Source organism: Streptomyces albipurpureus (assembly GCF_023701525.1).
Classification (GTDB): Bacteria; Actinomycetota; Actinomycetes; order Streptomycetales; family Streptomycetaceae; genus Streptomyces; species Streptomyces albipurpureus.
Map to the genome: position 1 here is coordinate 1 of NZ_JAMQAW010000017.1, position 21370 is coordinate 21370.

18 protein-coding genes are annotated in these 21370 nt (G+C 68.8%); 8 read left to right on the plus strand and 10 right to left on the minus strand.

The features are described from left to right. The first annotated feature begins 86 nt into the window (after positions 1 to 86). The 5 genes from glmU (at position 87) to NBG84_RS16970 (ending at position 4888) form a co-directional block, all read left to right on the plus strand. Complete coding sequence (glmU, locus tag NBG84_RS16950; RefSeq protein WP_250920305.1) at positions 87 to 1535, plus strand: bifunctional UDP-N-acetylglucosamine diphosphorylase/glucosamine-1-phosphate N-acetyltransferase GlmU; 1449 nt, start codon at positions 87 to 89, stop codon at positions 1533 to 1535. Between the two features lie 113 nt (positions 1536 to 1648). After that, entirely contained in the window at positions 1649 to 2626 is a 978-nt protein-coding gene (locus NBG84_RS16955; protein ID WP_250920306.1) for a ribose-phosphate diphosphokinase, read from the plus strand. A 460-nt stretch (positions 2627 to 3086) separates the two neighbouring features. Beyond that, positions 3087 to 3680 carry a 50S ribosomal protein L25/general stress protein Ctc gene (locus tag NBG84_RS16960; RefSeq protein WP_250920307.1) on the plus strand — a complete coding sequence of 198 codons (594 nt, stop codon included), beginning with the start codon at positions 3087 to 3089 and terminating at the stop codon, positions 3678 to 3680. An 80-nt stretch (positions 3681 to 3760) separates the two neighbouring features. Then, positions 3761 to 4351, plus strand: coding sequence for an aminoacyl-tRNA hydrolase (gene pth, locus NBG84_RS16965; RefSeq protein ID WP_250920308.1), 591 nt, complete (start codon positions 3761 to 3763; stop codon positions 4349 to 4351). A 66-nt stretch (positions 4352 to 4417) separates the two neighbouring features. After that, a complete protein-coding gene (locus NBG84_RS16970; protein ID WP_250920309.1) occupies positions 4418 to 4888 on the plus strand; it encodes a hypothetical protein in 471 nt (156 codons plus the stop codon). Between the two features lie 138 nt (positions 4889 to 5026). Here the strand turns inward: NBG84_RS16970 and ppc are convergent, their stop codons facing one another. Then, the gene (gene ppc, locus NBG84_RS16975; protein WP_250920310.1) at positions 5027 to 7756 is read right to left on the minus strand and encodes a phosphoenolpyruvate carboxylase; all 2730 of its coding nucleotides are present in this window, start codon (positions 7754 to 7756) and stop codon (positions 5027 to 5029) included. A 217-nt stretch (positions 7757 to 7973) separates the two neighbouring features. Here ppc and NBG84_RS16980 point away from each other — a divergent pair, with 217 nt between their 5' ends. Together NBG84_RS16980 and NBG84_RS16985 are read left to right on the plus strand one after the other, a co-directional pair. Further along, complete coding sequence (locus NBG84_RS16980) at positions 7974 to 8963, plus strand: acyl-CoA desaturase (protein ID WP_250920311.1); 990 nt, start codon at positions 7974 to 7976, stop codon at positions 8961 to 8963. Continuing rightward, positions 8963 to 9646 (plus strand): TetR family transcriptional regulator, encoded by a 684-nt coding sequence (locus NBG84_RS16985; RefSeq protein ID WP_250920376.1) that lies wholly within the window; start codon positions 8963 to 8965, stop codon positions 9644 to 9646. The genes NBG84_RS16980 and NBG84_RS16985 overlap by 1 nt, the downstream gene beginning before the upstream one ends. Positions 9647 to 9722: 76 nt before the next feature. Here the strand turns inward: NBG84_RS16985 and NBG84_RS16990 are convergent, their stop codons facing one another. Both NBG84_RS16990 and NBG84_RS16995 read right to left on the minus strand, forming a co-directional pair. Next, a complete protein-coding gene (locus NBG84_RS16990) occupies positions 9723 to 10106 on the minus strand; it encodes a VOC family protein (RefSeq protein ID WP_250920312.1) in 384 nt (127 codons plus the stop codon). Beyond that, a complete protein-coding gene (locus tag NBG84_RS16995) occupies positions 10103 to 10981 on the minus strand; it encodes a trans-aconitate 2-methyltransferase (RefSeq protein ID WP_250920313.1) in 879 nt (292 codons plus the stop codon). Before NBG84_RS16995 ends, NBG84_RS16990 begins: the two co-directional genes overlap by 4 nt. Before the next feature lie 136 nt (positions 10982 to 11117). Between NBG84_RS16995 and NBG84_RS17000 the strand changes: the two genes are divergently transcribed. Continuing rightward, positions 11118 to 11615 (plus strand): MarR family winged helix-turn-helix transcriptional regulator, encoded by a 498-nt coding sequence (locus NBG84_RS17000; protein WP_250920314.1) that lies wholly within the window; start codon positions 11118 to 11120, stop codon positions 11613 to 11615. Here NBG84_RS17000 and NBG84_RS17005 read toward each other — a convergent pair. The 7 genes from NBG84_RS17005 to NBG84_RS17035 all read right to left on the minus strand — a co-directional run bounded on the left by NBG84_RS17005 (position 11574) and on the right by NBG84_RS17035 (position 21240). Next, on the minus strand, positions 11574 to 12350 hold the full coding sequence (locus NBG84_RS17005; RefSeq protein ID WP_250920315.1) for a LuxR C-terminal-related transcriptional regulator: 777 nt from the start codon (positions 12348 to 12350) through the stop codon (positions 11574 to 11576). The genes NBG84_RS17000 and NBG84_RS17005 overlap by 42 nt on opposite strands. Before the next feature lie 499 nt (positions 12351 to 12849). Continuing rightward, positions 12850 to 13956, minus strand: coding sequence for a galactokinase (gene galK, locus NBG84_RS17010; protein ID WP_250920316.1), 1107 nt, complete (start codon positions 13954 to 13956; stop codon positions 12850 to 12852). Next, complete coding sequence (gene galE / locus NBG84_RS17015; RefSeq protein ID WP_250920317.1) at positions 13953 to 14912, minus strand: UDP-glucose 4-epimerase GalE; 960 nt, start codon at positions 14910 to 14912, stop codon at positions 13953 to 13955. The genes galK and galE overlap by 4 nt, the downstream gene beginning before the upstream one ends. Continuing rightward, positions 14909 to 15952, minus strand: a complete 1044-nt coding sequence (gene galT, locus NBG84_RS17020; RefSeq protein WP_250920318.1) for a galactose-1-phosphate uridylyltransferase — start codon at positions 15950 to 15952, stop codon at positions 14909 to 14911. Before galT ends, galE begins: the two co-directional genes overlap by 4 nt. A 276-nt stretch (positions 15953 to 16228) precedes the next feature. After that, complete coding sequence (locus tag NBG84_RS17025; RefSeq protein WP_250920319.1) at positions 16229 to 16963, minus strand: helix-turn-helix transcriptional regulator; 735 nt, start codon at positions 16961 to 16963, stop codon at positions 16229 to 16231. Between the two features lie 247 nt (positions 16964 to 17210). Then, the gene (locus tag NBG84_RS17030; protein ID WP_250920320.1) at positions 17211 to 19001 is read right to left on the minus strand and encodes an outer membrane protein assembly factor BamB family protein; all 1791 of its coding nucleotides are present in this window, start codon (positions 18999 to 19001) and stop codon (positions 17211 to 17213) included. Between the two features lie 208 nt (positions 19002 to 19209). After that, positions 19210 to 21240 (minus strand): outer membrane protein assembly factor BamB family protein, encoded by a 2031-nt coding sequence (locus NBG84_RS17035; RefSeq protein ID WP_250920321.1) that lies wholly within the window; start codon positions 21238 to 21240, stop codon positions 19210 to 19212. Between the last annotated feature and the right edge of the window lie 130 nt (positions 21241 to 21370).

Below are 21370 nucleotides of genomic sequence, written 5' to 3' on the forward strand. Positions count from 1 at the left end.
TGAGGCCAGGACCCGCCGCTTATTTTCTTACCGAAACCCCCCGGTATCCTGCGGATGTCCACCACCCGAAGCCGAAGGGCATTTCCGTGAGCGTCAACCGCCCGGCAGCCGTCGTCGTCCTCGCAGCGGGTGAAGGCACCCGCATGAAGTCGAAGACACCCAAGGTCCTGCACGAAATCTGCGGGCGATCACTCGTCGGCCATGTTGTCTGTGCCGCCCGCGAGCTGGCGCCCGAGCACCTCGTTGTGGTCGTCGGCCATGCGAGCGAGCAGGTCACCGGGCATCTCACCGAGCGGTACGCCGGTACTCGTACCGCGTTCCAGGCCGAACAGAACGGCACCGGACACGCCGTCCGGATGGCCCTCGAAGAGTTGGGTCCGGAGCTGACCGGCACCGTCGTGGTCGTCTGCGGCGACACCCCCCTGCTCTCCGGAGCGACGCTCACGGCCCTGACCGCCACCCACCAGGCCGACGGAAACGCCGTGACGGTCCTCACCGCCGAGGTCCCGGACTCGACCGGCTACGGCCGTATCGTGCGCGACGCCGCGAGTGGCGCGGTCACCACGATCGTCGAACACAAGGACGCCACCGCGGCACAGCGGGCGATCCTGGAGATCAATTCCGGGGTCTTCGCCTTCGACGGGCAGCTCCTCACGGATGCCCTCGGCAAGGTGCGCACGGACAACAGCCAGGGCGAGGAGTACCTCACCGATGTGCTCGGCATCCTGCGCGCCGATGGGCACCGGGTCGGTGCCTCGGTGGCCACGGATCACCGCGAGATCCTCGGCATCAACAACCGGGTCCAGCTCTCCGAGGCCCGCAGGCTGCTCAACGAGCGGCTGTTGGAGCAGGCGATGCTGGCCGGGGTCACGATGATGGACCCGGCTTCCGTACTGCTGGATGTCAGCGTCACTTTCGAGCCAGACGCCATCGTGCACCCCGGGACGCAGTTGCTGGGCGCCACCCACCTCGGCGAAGGCTCCGAGGTCGGCCCCAACACCCGGCTCAAGGACACCAGGGTCGGCAGCCGCGCCCGGGTGGACAACACCGTCGCCGACTCGGCGGACGTGGGCGACGGCGCCACGGTGGGCCCGTTCGCCTATCTGCGCCCGGGGACTCGGCTGGGTGTGAATTCCAAGGCCGGCACTTACGTGGAAATGAAGAGTGCCGTCATCGGCGAGGGCACCAAAGTCCCCCATCTCTCCTACGTGGGCGATGCGACCATCGGTGATTTCACCAACATCGGCGCCGCAAGCGTTTTCGTTAACTACGACGGCGAGGCCAAACACCACACCACTATCGGCTCACACTGCAAGACGGGGTCAGACAACATGTTTGTGGCTCCCGTCACTGTCGGGGATGGCGCCTACACCGCCGCCGGCTCGGTCATCACCAAGGACGTACCGGCCGGTTCGCTGGCCGTCGCCCGCGGCCAGCAGCGGAATATCGAGGGTTGGGTGGCCCGCAAGCGCCCTGGCAGTGCGGCTGCGCAGGCCGCCGCGGCGGCCTCAGATCGAGCCACTGACGAGAACTGACCGGAAACAGCTGCGCCGAACTCGGCGTACCGTGATACGTGCACACAAATTCGGCTGGCTCGCGACTGGCGAAATCACCGCGGCCAGAGAACACCCTCTGAGGAGACAGTGCTGTGACCGGGATCAAGACGACCGGCGAGAAGAAACTGATGCTCTTCTCCGGCCGCGCCCACCCCGAGCTGGCCGAGGAAGTCGCACATCAACTGGGTGTCAGCCTGGTGCCGACCAAGGCCTTCGATTTCGCGAACGGTGAGATCTACGTTCGCTTCCAGGAGTCGGCCCGTGGGGCCGACTGCTTTTTGATGCAGAGCCACACGGCCCCCATCAACAAGTGGATCATGGAACAGCTGATCATGATCGATGCGCTCAAGCGGGCCTCTGCCCGGAGCATCACCGTGATCGTGCCGTTCTACGGGTACGCCCGGCAGGACAAGAAGCACCGTGGCCGCGAGCCCATCTCCGCCCGTCTGGTCGCCGATCTGATGAAGACGGCCGGCGCTGACCGCATTCTCACCGTGGACCTCCACACCGACCAGATCCAGGGCTTCTTCGACGGCCCGGTCGACCACCTCTTCGCGCTGCCGCTCCTCGCGGACTACGTGGCCGCCAAGGTGGACCCGACCAAGCTCACCGTCGTCTCCCCGGACGCCGGCCGGGTCCGGGTCGCCGACCGCTGGTGTGACCGTCTCGGCGCACCGCTGGCGATCGTCCACAAGCGCCGTGACAAGGATGTCGCCAACCAGGTGACCGTCCACGAGGTCGTCGGCAACGTCAAGGGCCGGGTCTGCATCCTGGTCGACGACATGATCGACACCGGTGGCACGATCTGCGCCGCCGCCGACGCCCTCTTCGCCAATGGCGCGGAGGACGTGATCGTGACGGCGACCCACGGTGTGCTCTCCGGCCCGGCCGCGGACCGGCTGAAGAACTCCAAGGTCAGCGAGTTCGTCTTCACCAACACCCTGCCCGACCCGCTGGATCTGGAGCTGGACAAGATCACCGTCCTCTCCATGGCCCCGACCATCGCTCGCGCGGTGCGTGAGGTCTTCGAGGACGGCTCGGTGACCAGCCTCTTCGACGAGCAGGCCTAGTCGATACGGCGAAGGGCCCGTACCCCACCGGCGGTTTCCACCACTCGCCAGGGGTACGGGCCCTTCGCCATGCCCGCCCCCCACGACCACGCGCCCGAGCTCACGGCCACTTCCCCAACCCTGCACCCACCAGCCCGACCCCGTGGCCACCGGCGGGTTCCAGCGCCCTCAGGAGACCCGGCCCGTCGTCCTGCCCGACCCCACGACCAGCACCGAGGAAGCTCACCGGCCCCGGCCCGCCGAAGACCCCCGACCCGCCGGGATTCACGCGCCCAACAGCCGCCAGCGGATCGATGCCGGGTGATCGATTGGGTGCAGGGGGCGGCTTTGCGTAGACTGTCGAAGTTGCTCGGCGAGGGAGGCCGCATCCTTGATGCGGCGGTCCGTTATCGACGCGCTCTTCGTAGCAGGCCAGTCGTGGCCGGGTGACCGCCAGTTCTCTCACCTACGAGGAGTGCATATGTCTGAGGTAAAGCTCGCCGCTGAGATCCGCACCGAGTTCGGCAAGGGCGCCGCCCGCCGTACCCGCCGCGCCAGCAAGGTGCCCGGCGTTCTCTACGGTCGCGGTTCCAACCCGGTCCACATCTCGCTGCCGGGCCACGAGCTGCTGCTCGCCCTGCGCACCCCGAACGTTCTGCTCGCCCTGGACATCGAGGGCCGCACTGAGCTGGCCATCCCGAAGGCCATCCAGCGCGACCCGCTGAAGGGCTTCCTGGAGCACGTCGACCTCCAGCTCGTCCAGCGCGGCGAGAAGGTCACCGTCGAGATCCCCGTCAACGCCACCGGTGAGCTGGCCCCCGGCAACTTCCTGCTGGAGCACGTGCTCAACACGCTGCCGGTCGAGGCCGAGGCCACCCACATCCCCGAGTCGGTCACCGTCTCGGTCGAGGGCCTTGAGGCCGGTGCCTCCATCCTCGCCAAGGACATCACCCTGCCCAAGGGCAGCACGCTGGCCGTCGACGGCGACACCGTCGTCCTCCAGATCCTGTCCGCGCAGGCCGAGGAGCCCGCCGCCGAGTCCGACTCCGCAGAGGGCGACTCCGCCCAGGCGTGATCCTGCGCCGCTCTTTCTTCAGCCGCCGCCCGGGCCTCTTGGCTCGGGCGGCGGCTGGTTGTCCAGATGGAGACAGACAGATGACGACGGACGCACCCTGGCTGATCGTGGGTCTCGGCAACCCCGGCCCCGGCTACGCGGCCAACCGGCACAACATCGGCTTCATGGTCGCCGACCTCCTCGCGGACCGCATCGGAGGGAACTTCAAGCGCGCCCAGAAGGCCCAGGCTCAGGTGATCGAAGGCCGTATCGGCCCGCCCGGACCCACGGGACGCCGCGTCGTGCTCGCGAAGCCCCTGTCGTACATGAACCTCTCCGGGGGCCCGGTCACCGTGCTGCGCGACTTCTACAAGGTGCCGACCGAGCAGATCATCGCCATCCACGATGAGTTGGACATCGACTACGGCACCTTGCGACTCAAGCTCGGTGGCGGGGACAACGGCCACAACGGTCTGAAGTCCATGACCAAGGCCATGGGCCCCGACTACCACCGCGTACGGTTCGGGATCGGTCGGCCGCCCGGCCGGATGCAGGTCGCCGACTTCGTGTTGAAGGACTTCTCCACCGCCGAGCGCAAGGAGTTGGACTACTTCGCGGACCGCGCGGCGGACTCGGTGGAGTCTTTGGTCACCGAGGGCCTGGAGCGGGCGCAGAGTACGTACAACTCCTGAAAAGTCACCCACCAGTTCAGGCCAAAGGTTGACCGAGCGCGGTCATATGGCCAAGGATCGCGCCCCATGAAGCGGAGTTCCTCGCGCCGCGCGCTGACCCATGGCCGTCATCTCCTGATGGCCCTGGTCGCGCTCGTGCTGCTGGTGGCTGGAGTCTGGTCGTCCTGGGGGACGGCACAGCACGTCATCCTCTCCAAGGGGCGGGAGCACGGCACGATCACCATCGCCGGCTGCGGCGAGGAGATGTGCACCGGACCGTACGACCCCGATGGCACCGCGACGCCTCGTACGGGCATGACGATCGAGAAGTCCGTCGCCGTGGAGAAGGGCAAGACCCTGTCGGTGGTGGTGAAGCCCGGTACGGCCGAGGTGGTACGCGCCGGGACGGGCGGCCTCTTCCACGCCTGGCTGCCGCTCGGCGGAGCGCTGGTGCTCGCCGCCCTGGTCATCGGCGGGGGCCTTGGCCTGACCCGGTGCGCCTGGGCCGCCGCGGCCGTCGGCAGTGCGGTGCTGGCCGGTACCTTCTTCACGATGTGAGCCCCGGCTGACGCCCGATGCGGAAGCGGCAGGCCAGCCCGCGAGTACCGATCGAACCAGCCCGCGACACCCGACCCGCGGACACCGCTGCCCGGTGCGCCGACAGCGCACCGGGCAGCGGCGTTACCGCCGAAAGCGTCAGCCGGTGTTCCGCAGCCCCGCCGCGACTCCGTTCACCGTCAGCAGGAGCGCACGAGCCAGCAGCGGGTCCGGCTCCTCGCCCCGCTCCACGGCACCCCGCTGGCGGGCCAGCAGCGAGACCTGGAGGTAGGAGATCGGGTCCAGATAGGCGTCCCGGATCGCGAACGTCTGCTGGAGCACCGGGTTGGAGTCGAGCAGGCGCTCCCCGCCCGTCACCTTCAGCACCTCGCTGAGGGTCAACTCATGCTCCGCCACGATGGTGTCGAAGACATGCTTCAGCTCATCCGGCACCAGGGTGTCCACATAGTGCCGGGCGATCCGCAGATCGGTCTTGGTGAGCGTCATCTCCACATTGGAGATGAAGTTGCGGAAGAAGTGCCAGCGCTCGTGCATCTCGGACAGGACCGTGTCGAGCCCGGCCTCCCGTACCGCCTTGAGGCCCGATCCGACGCCGAACCAGCCCGGCACGATCTGCCGGGACTGGGTCCAGCCGAAGACCCAGGGAATCGCCCGCAGCCCGTCGAGGCCGGCGCCCGAGTCGGGCCGACGGGACGGCCGGGAGCCCAGATGCAGATCCGCGAGCTGGTCCACGGGGGTGGCGGCGAAGAAGTACGCGGGCAGATCCGGGTCGTCCACCAGGCGCCGGTAGGCGGTGTGCGCGGCCTCCGAGACGGTGTCCATCGCCGCGTCCCAGCGCGCCAGTGCCTCATCGGACTGGCGCGGTGCGGTGTGCAGTGCGGATGCCTGGAGCGTGGCGGCCACCGTCAGTTCCAGGTTCTCCCTGGCCAGCGATGGGATCAGATACTTGTCGGAGATGACCTCACCCTGCTCGGTCACCTTGATCTCGCCCTCCAGCGTGCCCCACGGCTGGGAGAGGATCGCCTCGTGCGAGGGGCCGCCACCGCGGCCGACGGTGCCACCGCGGCCGTGGAAGAGCCGCAGCCGCACCCCATGGCGGTGCGCGACGTCGCGCAGTCGTCGCTGCGCCCGGTGGATCTCCCACTGCGAGGTGGTGATGCCGCCGAACTTCGACGAGTCGGAGTATCCGAGCATGACCTCCTGCACATCGCCGCGCAGCGAGACCAGCCGCCGGTACGAGGGGTCGGCGAGCATCCCGTCGAGGATGACATCGGCCGCCCGCAGCTCGTCCGTGGTCTCAAGGAGCGGCACGATGCCGATCTTCGCCCAGCCGCCGTGCAGATCGATCAGTCCGGCCTCACGGGCGAGTACGGCCGCCGCGAAGACATCGTCCGCGCCCTGGCACATCGAGATGATGTAGGACTCGATGACCTCGGGTCCGAACCGCTCGAAGGCCTCCTTGACGGTGAGGAAGACCCCGAGGGTCTTCTCCCCCGCCGCGTCCAGCGGTGCGGGCGACGGCGCCAGCGGTCGGCGCGAGCGCAGCTCCTTGGCCAGCAGCTTCTCGCGGTACTCGCGGGGCATGTCCGCGTACCGCCAGGACTCCTCGCCGAGTCGGTCGAAGAGCTGTCCCAGCGCGTGGTGGTGGGCGTCCGCGTGTTCCCGCACGTCCATGGTGGCGAGCTGGAGCCCGAAGGCCGAGAGCGTACGGATCGTACGGTCCAGATGGCCTTCGGCGAACAGTCCGCCGCGGTGTTCGCGCAGGGAGGTCTGGATCAGCTTGAGGTCGCCGATGAGCTCGGCGGTGCCCAGGTAGTCACGGCCGGGCTCGTGCGGGATGCCCTTGGCCAGGCGCTCACGGGTGTTGACCAGCTTCTGCTGGATGCAGGTGGCCTTGAGGCGGTACGGCTCCTCGGCGTTGAGGCGCTTGTAGCGGGGGCTGATCTCGGGCAGCCGCTCCAGATCGCTCTGGAGCGAGGTGAGCAGTTCCTCGGTGGCGCCGGTGTAGCGGATGGAGTTGGAGAGCAGTCCGCGCAGGGAGTCGATCAGTTCCAGGGCGTCGGTGATGCCGTGTTCGTGCTGGAGGATCAGCACCTCGCGGGTGACGGCCGGGGTGACGTTGGGGTTGCCGTCGCGGTCGCCGCCGATCCAGGTGCCGAAGGTCAGCGGACGGGTGTCGGCGGGCAGCTCGACGCCGATGCGCTCCAGTTCGGCGGCGAGGTCCTCAAGGACGTCACCGACGGCGTTGGCGTGCAGTTCGTCGAGGTAGTAGATGGCGTTGCGGGCCTCGTCGGCGGGCTCGGGCCGCACCACCCGCAGCTCATCGGTCTGCCAGATGAGGTCGATGTTCTCGGCGAGACGCAGATCGGAGCGGCGCCGGTCGGTCGAGCCGGCCCGGCTCTCCAGCAGCTCGGCGATGCGGCGCAGCTTGTTGAGCACCGAGCGGCGCGCGGCCTCGGTGGGGTGTGCGGTGAAGACTGGCCGCACATTGAGGTTCTTGACCGCCTCGCGGAGATGGTCGGGGTCGGCGTCCTTGAGCCGGTCCGCGGTACGGGCCAGCAGCCCGCCCTCGGCGGCGCGCCGCTCGCGCATCTCATGGCCTCGGTGCACCTGCTCGGTGACGTTGGCCAGGTGGAAGTACGTGGAGAACGCGCGCACCAGCTTGGCCGCGGTCTCTAGATCGGTCTCGCCCAGCAGCTGCGCCGCCGCCTCGCCGTCGCTTCGGGTCAGGGCGCGCACTTGCTCGACGAGGTCGAGAAGCTCACGACCCTCTTGGCGGACGATGGTCTCGCCGAGGAGGTCGCCCAGTCGGCGGATATCGGCACGGAGTTCGGCACTGGCCGTTGGTGTCTGGTCGGCACTGCTCACAGGTGCGGCTCCTTGCAGTGTTTAAGCACGTCTGGAGGGGTACTGGAGGCTGCGGACCGCGCTGTCCGACGAGACCCAGGATAGGTGTCCACCCTCCGACGTTATCCACAGGGGCTCTTGCCGCGGAGCTACGCACTGACATACTTACGTTGCCGTAGGTTACGGACCCGTAGCCACGACCCCCGTCTCCACCTCTCTCACCCCCCAGGGGACCTTCATGTCGACAAGCCCCGATCTGCTCGGTGACGCCAAAAAACAGGACGTCGAGGGCCTTCCGTCCGCCACCCTCGGTGGCGACAGCAAGCGCTCTATCGAGCAGATCACCTTGGTGCTGTTCATTACGGTGCCTTTCCTCGCCCTGCTCGCAGCGGTGCCGCTGGCCTGGGGCTGGGGAGTGAGCCTGCTGGATCTGGGCCTGATGACGGGGATGTACTTCCTCGGCTGCCACGGCATCACGATCGGGTTCCACCGGTATTTCACCCATGGCTCCTTCAAGGCGAAGCGCCCGCTGCGGATCGCGCTCGCCATCGCGGGGTCCATGGCGGTCGAGGGCCCGCTGGTGCGCTGGGTGGCCGACCACCGCAAGCACCACAAGTTCTCGGACGCCGAGGGTGACCCGCACTCCCCCTGGCGCTTCGGGGAAACGGTTCCGGCCCTCCTCAAGGGCCTGTGGTGGGCGCACATTGGCTGGATGTTCGACGAGGAACAGACCCCTCAGCACAAGTACGCGCCGGACCTGATCAAGGACCCGGCGATCCGTCGTATCTCGCGGGACTTCATCTGGTGGACCATCCTCTCGCTGGCGATTCCGCCGATCGTGGGCGGTCTGGTGACGATGTCCTGGTGGGGCGCGTTCACGGCGTTCTTCTGGGGCTCCTTGGTTCGGGTGGCGCTGCTCCACCATGTGACCTGGTCGATCAACTCGATCTGCCACGCGGTCGGCAAGCGCCCGTTCAAGTCGCGGGACCGATCGGGCAATGTGTGGTGGCTCGCGGTGCTGTCGTGCGGTGAGTCCTGGCACAACCTGCACCATGCGGACCCCACGAGCGCTCGGCACGGTGTGCTGAAGGGCCAGGTGGACTCCAGCGCCCGGCTGATCCGCTGGTTCGAGAAGTTCGGTTGGGCCTATGCCGTTCGCTGGCCCAGTGCGTCCCGCATCGATGCCCGACGCAACAGCGATCCCGTTCAGAGCACTGACACGGCATGATGGAGGACGTGGCGACCGACGGCAGCAGCAGTAGTGGTACGGACAAGGCTCGCGCTGGGCGACGGGTGCGCCGGGTACGGATGACCGGCGCCGAGCGGCGTGAGCAGCTGCTGGACATCGGGCGCACCCTGTTCGCCGACAAGGGCTTCGAAGGCACTTCGGTGGAGGAGATCGCCGCGAAGGCGGGCGTCTCCAAGCCGGTGGTGTACGAGCACTTCGGCGGCAAGGAGGGGCTGTACGCGGTGGTGGTGGACCGTGAGATGCGCCAGTTGCTGGAGGGGGTGACGGGCGCGCTGACGGCCGGCCATCCGCGCGAGCTGCTGGAACAGGCCGCGTTCGCCCTCCTTGACTACATCGAGCGCTATACGGACGGCTTCCGGATTCTGGTCCGGGACTCACCGGTGGCCCAGTCGACGGGCACCTTCGCCTCGCTGATCAGCGATATCGCGACCCAGGTCGAGGACATCCTCGGAATGGAGTTCAAGAACCGCGGCTTCGATCCCAAGCTGGCCCCGCTGTACGCGCAGGCGCTGGTGGGGATGGTGGCGCTGACCGGCCAGTGGTGGTTGGACGCCCGCCGTCCGAAGAAGGCCGAGGTCGCGGCGCATCTGGTCAATCTGGCGTGGCACGGTCTCGACGGTCTGGAGCAGAAGCCCCGGCTGATAGGGCATCGCAAGAACTGACGGACGCCTGACACGCACTGCCCCGGTTGCTCGCCGTATGTGAGCGACCGGGGCGGTGTCGCGTGGTGTGGGGGCGCTACGGCGCCCCTACAGCGGACCCCTCGACGGCTTCCAGGAACTCCAGTCGATTGCCGACCGGGTCATCGCTGTGGAAGCGGCGGTGGCCCGGGAGGTCGCCGTCCCGGACAACGGTGGCACCGCGGCTCTCCAGCCGCGCCGCACAGGCCTCGATGCCTCCTACGCGAAGCCCGGGGTGGGCCTTGCGGGCCGGGCGGAAGCCGGACTCGATGGCCAGATGGAGCTGGACGGCACCGGCCTGGAACCAGCAGCCGCCACGGACCGCCAGTGCGGGCGGCCCGGGCAGCTCCACCATCCCGAGGACATCGGTGTAGTACGTCCGCAGGGCATCCTCACACCTGGGCGGTGCGGCCAGGAGCACATGGTCGAAGGCGCCGATCACGGGTGGCTCCTCCCGGCCGGCCAGGGCGTCTTGTGAGCGATGGCGAAGAGGCGACGGAAGGGGTAGACGGTCCCGTGCGATCCCCTCGGGTAGGCGGCGCGCAGCAGTTCGCGGTACTCGTCGAGGAACTCCTCCAGCGCCGCGCTGTCATCGGCCAGCGCGGTCAGGGCGGGCCGCAGTGTGGTGCCCTTGAGCCAGTCCAGTACGGGGTCGTCGCCGGGGAGCAGTTGGGCGTAGGTGGTCTCCCAGACGTCCGCGGTGCAGCGCAGGTCGACGAGGTGGGCCAGATAGTCGGTGGGCTCCAGTACGGCGGCCCGCTCGCGCGCTCCCGCCAGACGATCGTGCCAGCGGGGCGAGGCGCAGAGCTCGGCGAGCAGGGTGTGGCTGGGGGCGCCGAAGTTCCCGGGAGCCTGGAAGGCGAAGGTGCCTCCCGGGATGAGGCCGTCGATCCAGCGGGGGAAGGCGGCGGCGTGGTCGGGCACCCAGTGCAGCAGCGCGTTGGAGACGATCAGATCGTAGGAAGCGGGTGCCGGGGTCCAGTCCCGGGCGTCGCCGAGGTGGAAGTCGATCGCTCCGCCGCCGGGGGTGGGTCCCGCGTGCTCGCGCCGGGCCGTGGCGAGCATCTCGGGGGAGTTGTCGAAGCCGGTGATCCGGGCGGTGGGCCAGCGGTCGGCGAGCAGGGCGGTGACATTGCCCGCGCCACATCCCAGATCGGCGATCCGTATCGCCTTGTCCGTCTCGGCGTTCTCGCCCGGAAGCTCCCGGATACGGGCGAGGAGGTCGAGAAAGGGCCGGGTGCGGTGTCCGGCGTGGCGCAGATACTGCTGTGGGTCCCAGGTCGCCGGTGTCGGGGCGGCCGATGGTTCGGTGGGCATGGTCGGTTCCCTTGCTGGCGCGTGCGGGGGCATACGGACGGGGGAAAGGGCTTTCCCGCCATCGAGGCCATCGTCCAACAGGGAATATCTTGACGTCAAGAGACTTCACGTCGAGGGACCCTCTACACTGATCGTCATGGAGGACGAGGTCGATCGACTGGTCGCAGCATGGCGCCGGGAGCGCCCTGACCTCGACGTGGAACCGCTGGAGGTGCTGAGCCGGGTCTCCAGGCTCGCCCGTCACCTCGACCGCGCACGGCGGCTCGCGTTCTCCGAGCACCAACTCGAACCGTGGGAGTTCGATGTGCTGACCTCGCTGCGCCGCGCTGGGGCGCCCTATCAGCTCTCCCCCGGTCAACTGCTGACCCAGACCCTGGTGACCTCGGGCACGATGACCAACCGCATCGACCGATTGGCGAAAAAGGGCCTGGTCGAGCGGCTGCCCGACCCCAACGACCGACGCGGAGTGCTGGTGCGTCTCACCGCTGAGGGCCAGGACCGCGCGGACCAGGCGTTGGCGGGACTGCTCGACCAGGAACGGGCGATCCTCGGCGAGCTGTCCCGAGCCCAGCGGGCACAGCTGGCAGCGCTGCTACGCCAACTGACCGCCCCGTTCGACAACATCCCCAGCTAGATCGACCGGCCCCACACCCGCCCGCCGAGCGAGCGCCACCGCGGCGAGCGTGGAGTGCACCCCCAGCTTGCCCAGGACGTTCTGCATATGGGTGCGGACGGTGTGCGGAGAGAGAAAGAGCCGCTCGGCCACGGCCTTACGGCCGAGCCCCGCCACCATGCACCGCAGGACCTCCCGCTCGCGCGGGGTGAGCGACTCCACGAGTCGCTCGCTCTCCGTACGGTGCTTGCGCGCTGCCGTGAGCTCCCGAAGCACCCCGGTGAGCAGCGCGGGCGGCAAGTGCGTCTCATCCCGCAGCACTCCGCGGATCACCGCCAGCAGCCGCTGGAGTGAGCAGTCCTTGGCGACCCAGCCGGAGGCCCCGGCCTGAAGCGCCAGGGCGGCTCGCCGCGGATCGTCCTTCTCGGCGAGCACGACCGTACGAACGGACGGCTGACCGGAGCGGACCCCCTCAACCAGGGTGATTCCATCGACCAGACTGTCGTCGCCTTCATCAGAAACGGCACGGGCAACGGGCGCACGGGCGAAACCGCCGTGCGCGGCGCCGAGATCGGCGTCGACGAGCATGACGTCAAAGCCACGGCCTTCGCTCGCTGCCCGTTCCAGACATCGCAGCGCGGCAGGTCCACTGCCGGCAGCAGCGACGTCGACGTCGGGCTCGGCCGCAAGGGCGGCTGCGAGCGACTCGGCGAAGATTCGGTGGTCATCCACCACCAGGACCCGGATACGGATCACAGACACCCCCTGACTCGGAGGACGATCGACACAAGGATCGCACCCGGGACATGGTTGCAGCACTGGGCCCGGCTATCGCCGCGCTCTGACTGCTACCCCACCCCGGGTGTCGTACCCGACTGTCTCGCCCCCTGATCAACACCGGCCCCCACCGGCGCTGAGGATCAGACTACGGGCGGGGGGACCCAGCGGAAGGGCATTTGCAGAACTGATTGCCTGAACTGTGCACCGTGGGCCGAATGTTTGGTATTGGGGCGGAAGTCGACAGAGATCGACGGGATGGCGATCAGTAGCGGGCACACTTCCCCCACCCCGCGCTTTCTCGAACCGGCTCGCGCACCGAATGCCCTCCCGGGCCGCGATCGAAGCCGTCCGGGCCCGCCGGACGCCTGCGGACCACCGCCGGAGCGGATGCGGTCGCGAACCGGAGCGGGAAGCGAAAACCAGCCATCGAACCGGCCGATTCGGAGGCCTCAAGGACTCCTGTGGAGCACGGTTGTCAGACCACCCGGCGCGCGCCGCTCGACGGCACGGCGCTCACCACCCCCGGCGGATCGTAGGAAGCCCTTGCGAAGGCCGACTCCACGGCCGCTTTCACCGCCGAAGCCAGCCGTTCCTCCGTCAGAACGATCGCGGACCCGCCGAATCCACCCCCCGTCATCCGTGCCCCCAGCGCCCCCGCGCCCAGGGAGGTCTCCACCACCAGGTCCAATTCCGGACAGGAGACCCGAAAGTCATCCCGTAGCGAGGCATGGCCCTCGGTGAGGATCGGGCCCAGGGCCCTGGGCCGCCCCGCGGTGAGATGGGCCGCCGCACGCTCCACCCGGACGTTCTCGGTCACCACGTGGCGGACCAGTGGTCGAAGCTCCGCATCGGGCAGCCGCGCCAAGGCCGTCGTCAGCCGCTCAGGCGGAATGTCCCGCAGCGCGCCGATCCCCAGCAGCCGGGCCGCCGACTCGCAGGCCGACCGGCGCTGCCCGTAAGCCCCCTCGCTGTGCGCGTGCTGGACGCGGGTGTCGACGACCAGCAGGGCCAGCCCCTCGGCGGGGAGGTCCAGCGGGATGTGCCGTAGGGCGAGGTCCCGGGTGTCCAGCAGCAGCGCATGGCCATCGAGCGAGCACGCGGACGCCATCTGGTCCATGATCCCGGTGGGGGCGCCGGCATAGGCGTTCTCGGCCCGCCGGCAGAGCAGGGCCAGCTCGGTTCGGCTGAGACCGAGTTCGTAGAGATCGTTGACGGCCAGCGCGGTGACGACCTCCAGGGCCGCGGACGAGGAGAGTCCGGCGCCGGTCGGCAGGGTCGACTCAAAGCGCAGTTCCACTCCTCGCGGCCGGTGACCCGCCTCCCGCAGGGCCCACAGCACACCCGCGGGGTAGTCCGTCCAACGGTGCGGGCCGCGCCCCGGAGCGAGGGCGTCGACCGTGAACTCGACCGTCCCGCCGCAGGCGTTCGCCGAGGAGAGCCGCAGTAGACCGTCCCCGCGCCGGGAGGCGGTCGCCTCGATGGTCTGGGGCAGGGCGAAGGGCATCACCAGGCCGTCGTTGTAGTCGGTGTGCTCCCCGATGAGATTCACCCGCCCGGGAGCGGCCCACACACCGTCGCTCATCCGGTCCGCCTTCGGGCGAACTCCCAGGCGTCCGCGATGATCTCGCCGAGGTCGGTCCGCCGGGGGGCCCAGCCGAGCCGCTTTCGAGCGAGGGCCGCCGACGCCACCAGCTCGGCGGGATCACCGGGGCGCCGCGAGGCGGGAACCACCGGCACCGGGTGCCCGGTGATCCTTCGCACGGTCTCGATGACCTCGCGCACCGAAAAGCCGAGGCCATTGCCGAGGTTGCAGATCAGATGCTCCCCCGCGCTCGCCGCGCCCAGGGCCAGCAGATGGGCTTCGGCGAGATCGGCGACATGGATGTAGTCCCGCACACAGGTGCCGTCCGGGGTCGGGTAGTCGTCCCCGTACACGGCGACTGAGGGCCGGGTGCCGAGGGCGACTTCCAGAACGAGCGGGATGAGGTGCGATTCGGGTTGATGGCGCTCGCCGCAGCCGCGGTAGGCACCGGCGACGTTGAAGTACCGCAGGGACACCGCGGCCAGCCCATGGGCGGTTGCCTCGCCCGAGATCATATGGTCGACGGCCAGCTTGGAGGCTCCGTACGGGCTGGTCGGCGCGGTCGGATCGGTCTCCGTGACGGGGGTGCGGCTCGGTTCTCCGTAGACCGCCGCCGTGGAGGAGAAGACCAGGGTGCGGACGCCCGCGGCACGCATCGCCGCGAGCAGGGCCATGGTGCCGCCGGTGTTGTTCTCCCAGTACTTCTCCGGGTGCGCGACGGACTCCCCGACCTGGGAGAAGGCGGCGAAGTGCAGAACCCCCGCGTAGCTGGGGTCCAGCCAGTCGGCTGCCTGGTGCACACCGCCCTCGACGAAGTCGGCTCCCTCGGGGACCGCCGCCCGGAATCCGGTGGAGAGATCGTCCAGCACGGTCACCTCATGGCCTGCCGCCAGCAGATGGAGCGTCACCACACTGCCGACGTAGCCGGCACCGCCCGTCACCAGGTACCTGCTCATTCAGTTGCTGCCTCTCGCAGTCGCCGGGCCGCGGACTCCGGCCGTACATCATTGATGAACACGCTCATACCGGACTCCGAGCCGGCCAGGTACTTCAGCTTGCCGGAAGTCCTGCGAATGGTGAAAAGCTCAAGATGGAGTGCGAAGTCAGCCCGTCCCGAAGCGTGGAACGGCGCTTGGTGCCAGGCCGAGATATAGGGCGTGGGCGAGCTGGAGATTCCGAACAATCGGTCGAATCTACGGAGTAGTTCCAGATAGATCCGAGGGAATTCGGCCCGGGCCGCGCCATCCAGCCCGCGGAGATCACCAACACGCCGGCGCGGATAGAGATGCACCTCGTACGGCCAGTGCGCGGCATAGGGCACAAACGCCACCCACTCCTCCCCCGTGAGCACCATCCGTTCACCCGAGGAGACTTCGCGCTCCACCACATCGTCGAAGAGGTTCCGCCCGGTGTGTCGGCGGTGCTCATCGGCCGAACGCAGCATCTGCGTGGTGCGCGGGGTGACGAAGGGGTAAGCGTAGATCTGGCCGTGCGGATGACCGAGCGTCACACCGATCTCCGCGCCCCGGTTCTCAAAGCAGAAGACCTGCTCGACCTGGGGCAGTGCGGCGAGTTCGACGGTGCGATCGGTCCAGGCCGCCAGGACGAGTCCGGTGTGTTCCTCATCGAGGTCGGCGAAACACGCGTCGTGGTCGGAGGTGAAGCAGACGACCTCACAACGGCCTGCGTCCCCGGCCAGGGAGGGAAAGCGGTTCTCGAACACCACCACGTCATAGTCAGCGGCGGGAATCTCACTGAGCCGGCCGTCCCGGGACGGGCAGAGCGGGCATTCGCCCGGGGGCGGCTGATAGGTGCGCTCCTGGCGATGTGAGGCGATGGCGACCGAGTCGCCGAGCAGGGGGTCGCGCCGGATCTCCGCGCCGGTGACCACCGGCGTGAGGGGCCGCCGATCGACCGTGTCGCGCACGGTGTCATCACGGCAGTCGTAGTAGAGCAGCTCCCGGCCGTCGGCCAGACGGGTCGCGGTCTTCTTCACCCACAGACTCCCTCCCACTCCAACAGAATCGCACATAAATAATCATAATCAAACATGACTGGCAAGGAAGACACTGGTCACGGGGGAGTATCGCTCCGTCCGGCCGCCCGCCGGGCGGGACACGCAGCACCGCGAGGTCACCTCGCAACAGCGTGGGGCCCCGCCGGGTGAACGGCGGGGCCCCACGGTCGTCGTATGTTCCGGCGCCAACGCGATCGGGCGACCCACAGGGGCGGCGGTGCGAGGCACCGCCGCCTAAGAACGTCGGTGCCAGCGTCAGCGCTCCATCGGCAGCGAAGGCCGCGGCACGGAGGGCGGCACGGCCGAGGGGAACGCGCCGGGCGATGCCACCGCCGCGCGGTCCAGCAGTCCGGTTCGAGCCGCCAGAGCGGCGGCCTCCAGCCGAGAGCCGACGCCCAGCTTCATCAGTACCCGCTGCACATGGGTACGGGCGGTGCTGGGCGCGATGCCCATGCCCGCGGCGATCAACCGGGTGTCCTCGCCCTCCGCGACCCGCACCAGCACCTCGACCTCGCGCGGGGTGAGCAGCTGGAGCAGCCGCTGCCCCTCGTCATCCGGTTGGGCCACCGGGTTGAGCAGTTCCGAGAAGGCGCCCTGGAGCAGCTGAGGGGCGACCACCGCCTCACCCGCCCGCGCCTTGACCATGGCCCGCTCCACGCCCTCTATGCGCTCGTCGTGGCGCACATAGCCGGACGCACCGGCTGCGAAGGCCGCCGCGATGCCACGGGGTGAGGGCACCGGGCCCAGAACCACCACGGCCACCTGGGGCCGCTCTCGCTTGATCTTGACGATCGGGTCGAAGGCGCCCGGCTCCGCCGGAGTCGCCGTGCCCAGCAGGCAGACCTCCGGGGCCCTGCTGACCACCAGATCGGCCGCCCCTGCGGCCGGCGCCGCCGCGGCGAGCACCCGATGCCCCCGCAGCTTCAGTGCCGAGGCGAGTGCCTCGGCGAGCAGTCGGTGATCGTCAACCACCATGAGCCGCACGCCCATCGAGCAACTCCTATCCCCCGCTGCTGCCGTGCCACCCCGGCCCTGCCCCGGCAAGTTACACGCTTGTTCGACTTTGCGCGGCGCTTACTTGGCAGAAGTCCCCCGTACTGCCGAATTCTTCGCTAAACAGGGCTACTTATGACCTTCTCATGACCAAAGCATGACCTTGGCCCGGCTTTTCGGTTGACCGATCGGCCGGGCCAAGGGAAGGGCCGCGGAAGCCATCCGGCTTCACCCCACGCGCGTATCAGTCGGCCGTACTGAAGGCGACCGCCAGATACTTCTTTCCGTAAGACGACTTGCTCATCAACGAGGCACCGACATAGAGCCGGCCATTGGCGAACCGGTACTCCGCGGAGTCCGAAGAGAAGGCGGTCTCCGACTCCCGCACGGATCGGTCGCCCGGGTTCTCCATCAGCACGGTCTGCTTGAAGGTGGCGCCGTCGATGCTGACGACCTGGCCGCCCTTGTCGTAGGGGGGCCACTTGTAGGCGATCAGGTTTCCGCCGTCCATGCGCAGCGGGAACATCGTGTACCGGTCGCCTGCGTCCGCGCGGTCGCTGGTGGGCTTCCCGGTGGCGAGATCGTAGGAGACGATCTCGTTGGTCTCGCCGTACTCGCCGGTGCCGTCGTGGTCGGCGGTCGGCATATAGACCCGGTCGTTCCCGACCGCGATCTTGGTGCAGTTCTCGACCTCGGTGGTACGGCAACGGGACTGGAACTTGTCCCCCGTGGCCGAGATCTTGGCCCGCAGGGTGCCCTTGTCATCCAGCGAGAAGAGATCGGAGAAGCCCGAAGCACCGGCCGTGTCGCCGACATCGGCCGCGACCACCAGGGGCTTGGCGGAGACGACACTGGCGTACTCCACACCGGCCGGCAGCTTGTACGAGAACAGGGGAGTCCCGTTGTCCGGGTTGATGGACTGCACGATGACCTGCGGGTTGTCGTAGCCACCGCACTTGCGGATCGCCACGAGCGCCGGGCCGCCGCCGTAGCCCATGTCATTGCACTGATCGGCGTTGACCGTGGGCTTCCAGCGGACCGCACCGCTGGTGAGGTCGAAGGCGGCTCCGCCGTCGAGGCCTCCGGCGGCGACCGTGTCGCCGCTCTGGGTGACCTCCGAGAAGGACACCTTGTCATCGCCCTTGGAAGCGCTGACGACGGACTTGCTCCACAGCAGCTTCCCGGTCGTCAGGTCGACGACACCGACCTCGGTGCACCGCTGGAAGTTGCGCGGCGGGGTGCGCTTGGCGGCCTCGAAGACGATCGCGGCCTTGTTGTCGGTGGGCTGCTGACGGGATGCGGCGCAGATCTGCCCCGGCAGCGGCAGCGTCCACAGCCGGGTTCCCTTGGCCGCGTCATACCCCGTGATCGACAGGACTCCCGGCTTGACGTACGCCTTGTCCGTGACCCAGGAGCCACCGACGTCCGTGAGGTCGGTACGGACCGGTTCCGGCAGTTGGAAGGCGACCTTGGAGTTGGTGTTGGCCGGTGCCTTCTCCCTGCCTGGGCCATCGCTCGCCTTGCCGTCGCCGGCCCCCTTCGAACCACCCTCGGTGGAGGGGTCCTTGCCCGGGGAGGCCGAGGTGTCCTTCGCCTTGCTCTTCTTGCCGCCGTCGTCGTCGGTGGCGGAGAAGTAGACGCCGGCTCCCACGATCAGAACCACGGCGACGGCCGCCGCGATGACGATCCGCATCTGGGTGCTGAGCTTCTTGGGGCCACCGGGGCCGCCATCGGGACCGCCCGGTCCCGGTGGCGTGTACTGCGGCTGCACGGGTGTCGTCGGATAGCCGTAGCCGGGCTGCTGGCCATACCCCGGCTGCGGCTGCTGCGGTTGTTGCGGCTGCTGGGGATAGCCGTACCCCGGCTGCTGCTGCGGGTAGCCGTAGCCGGGCTGGCCCTGCGGCGGGGTGACCGGGGCTCCGAAGCCACCGGGCGGGGGCTCTTGCGGTGCCCCGAAGCCACCGGCGGGCGGTTCCTGGGGCGCACCGAAACCGCCACCCTGCGGGGGCTGGTTCGGGGGAGGCGGCTGCGTCATGACGTACGTACCTCAAAGGGAGAGGGGACGAGCGGAAGGGTGGCCACCGGAGCGCTGTGCCCAAAGGAAAGAGCGGGCCTCGGGGCGGCCTGCCCGGCGGCGGGCGCAGCGCGCAGCGCTTCGGCCAGCGCTGGGGACCGGGGATCGATCCGGCGAGCGGCCGGGGGACCGGCGTGGACCGATCCCCCGGCAGCGAGCGGGAAGCCGCTCACTTACCGAACGCCATCATGGTCTTGACCTGCTTCTCCTCGGCGTCGTTGGACGCCGAGACCCGGCTGCTGGCCATGAAGAACCGACCGTCCGCGTAGACCATCCGCGGGGTCCAGATGGTTCCCTCGACCCGAGCGGTCGACTCCGGGTGCTGAAGCAGCACCTTGGGCGCTCCACCGGTCGGGGCGATCGTGGCGACCGCACCGCCCTTGTCGAAGGAGCTCGACTGGTAGACGAGGACGTTTCCGCCCTCCATCCGCAGCGGGATCATCTCCCGCTCCCCGATCGAAGCGGAACGCCACTTGGCCTTGCCGGTGTCGAGGTTGAAGGCGACGACCTCGTTGGGACCGCCGAGCCGCTTGCCCTCGGTGGACATATAGAGGCTGCTCGCGTCCGCGGCGACTCCGGTGCAGCCCTCCAGGTTCTCGCCGAAGACCACGAACGAGCCGCCGCAGCGGGGCCGGAACTTGTCCTTGCCACCGTCGATCTGCGAGCGCTGGGTACCGTCCGAGTTGAGCGCGAGGATGGCCCACTGCTTCGGCTCGCGCTGGATCAGGGAGACGACCGCCGGGCTGGTCGAGTAGACCTTGTCGACCTCCCAGCCGGTCTTGAGCTTGAAGGTCCAGCGGTTCTTGCCGGTGGCCGGGTCCACCTCGTGGATCTGCTGCTGGGGCTTGTTGTAGTCGGAGGTGGGGCAGGCCGAGGCGGACAGGAGCTTCTGACCGCCCGCGTAGGCGAACGGCTTGCAACCGGACGTCGGTCCCTTGAAGAGCTGGCTGCCGTCGGTGAGCGAGAAGCCGTAGGAGTTGCCCGTGCCCGCGGCGGTGAGGGTGTTTCCGCTGATCGACAGGGTGAACTCGCTGAGCCCGGAGAAGCCGGACCCTTCGGGAATGGACTTCTTCCAACCGACCTTGCCGGTCTTGAGGTCGATCATCTGGAGGTCGAGACACTTGGCCTTGTCGGTGATGCCGTTCTCGACTCCGACGACGATCTTTCCGTCGGCGGACGCCTGTGTCGGCGCCGAGCACACCTTGGTGGCGACCGGTACGGACCACTTCTTGCCGCCGTTGGTGACCGAATAGCCGGCTACCTCCCGGTACATGGCCTTGGCCACGATATCCCCGGATGTCCACGGACCGTAGACATCCGAGCCGTTGCGCGGCAGGTCCACGTCATTGGTGGTCAGAAAGAGGACCTTGGCCTCGCCCTTCTTGCGCCCGGCGTTGAGGTCGTCGTCCCCCTTCTCACCGCCGGTGCCGTCGCCCTGGTCAACCGATTCGGACGTGGAGGGCTTGGGGTCCTCGCTCTTGCTGACGTTCTTCTTCTTGCTCTTGCCCTCGTCATCGCCACCGACCAGGAGATAGGTGCCGCCACCGATCACCAGCAGGGCGGCGACGGCCGCGCCGATGATCGCGCCCGGCTTGCCCTTGAAGAAGCCGCCACCACCGCCATTGCTCGGCGGGGCGGGCGGAACGGGTCCACCCGGGTACTGCGGCTGCTGCCCCGGATACCCGTAGGCGCCGGGCGCCTGCGGATAGGTCCCCGGCTGCTGCGGGTAGGGGCCGGGAGCCCCCGCGCCATAGGGCCCGGGCGGCTGCTGGGGGTACTGCCCGGGCGGCTGCTGGTACGGCTGCTGAGGTTGCTGCTGGTACGGCGGCTGGTCGTACGGCTGCTGAGATTGCTGCTGGTACGGCGGCTGCTGGTCGTACGGCGGCTGAGATTGCTGCTGGTACGGCGGCTGCTGGTAGGGCTGGGACGGCTGCTGCTCATACGGCCCTGGCTGCTGATAAGGACCGGGCTGCTGGCCGTAGGGACCTGGCTGCTGGTAGGCGCCCGGCTGCCCGGGTGGCTGCTGCGGATAGCCGTAGCCGGGCGCACCGGCCGGTGGCTGGGCCGGAGCCTGCGGCGGTACGGCGGGCGGCTGCGCCGGCGGCGCAGGTGGTTCAGCGGGCGGCTGAGGAGCCGGCTGCTGTGGATCATGGGGAGCTCCGAAGCCTCCCTGCGGTTCATGGCTGGGCGGCTGAGACATCAGCGCATCCCCCTTCGTACGGTCCCCGGTCCGAGCTGCCTCCCCCGCTGCCCCGGTGGCCCAGTGGGTAGTGGACCGTTCTCCGGGACGGAGCGTTTTCGGACAGGGGTCCCGCGTTCTCACTGCATCT

Coding starts and splice junctions, on each gene's coding strand:
- NBG84_RS16985 (WP_250920376.1), top strand. CDS start 8,963: ATGGAGGACGTGGCGACCGACGGCAGCAGCAGTAGTGGTACGGACAAG.
- galE (WP_250920317.1), bottom strand. CDS start 14,912: ATGAGCAGGTACCTGGTGACGGGCGGTGCCGGCTACGTCGGCAGTGTG.
- NBG84_RS16995 (WP_250920313.1), bottom strand. CDS start 10,981: ATGCCCACCGAACCATCGGCCGCCCCGACACCGGCGACCTGGGACCCA.
- NBG84_RS17025 (WP_250920319.1), bottom strand. CDS start 16,963: ATGGGCGTGCGGCTCATGGTGGTTGACGATCACCGACTGCTCGCCGAG.
- NBG84_RS16970 (WP_250920309.1), top strand. CDS start 4,418: ATGAAGCGGAGTTCCTCGCGCCGCGCGCTGACCCATGGCCGTCATCTC.
- NBG84_RS17030 (WP_250920320.1), bottom strand. CDS start 19,001: ATGACGCAGCCGCCTCCCCCGAACCAGCCCCCGCAGGGTGGCGGTTTC.
- NBG84_RS16980 (WP_250920311.1), top strand. CDS start 7,974: ATGTCGACAAGCCCCGATCTGCTCGGTGACGCCAAAAAACAGGACGTC.
- NBG84_RS16960 (WP_250920307.1), top strand. CDS start 3,087: ATGTCTGAGGTAAAGCTCGCCGCTGAGATCCGCACCGAGTTCGGCAAG.
- pth (WP_250920308.1), top strand. CDS start 3,761: ATGACGACGGACGCACCCTGGCTGATCGTGGGTCTCGGCAACCCCGGC.
- galK (WP_250920316.1), bottom strand. CDS start 13,956: ATGAGCGACGGTGTGTGGGCCGCTCCCGGGCGGGTGAATCTCATCGGG.
- NBG84_RS17035 (WP_250920321.1), bottom strand. CDS start 21,240: ATGTCTCAGCCGCCCAGCCATGAACCGCAGGGAGGCTTCGGAGCTCCC.
- NBG84_RS17000 (WP_250920314.1), top strand. CDS start 11,118: ATGGAGGACGAGGTCGATCGACTGGTCGCAGCATGGCGCCGGGAGCGC.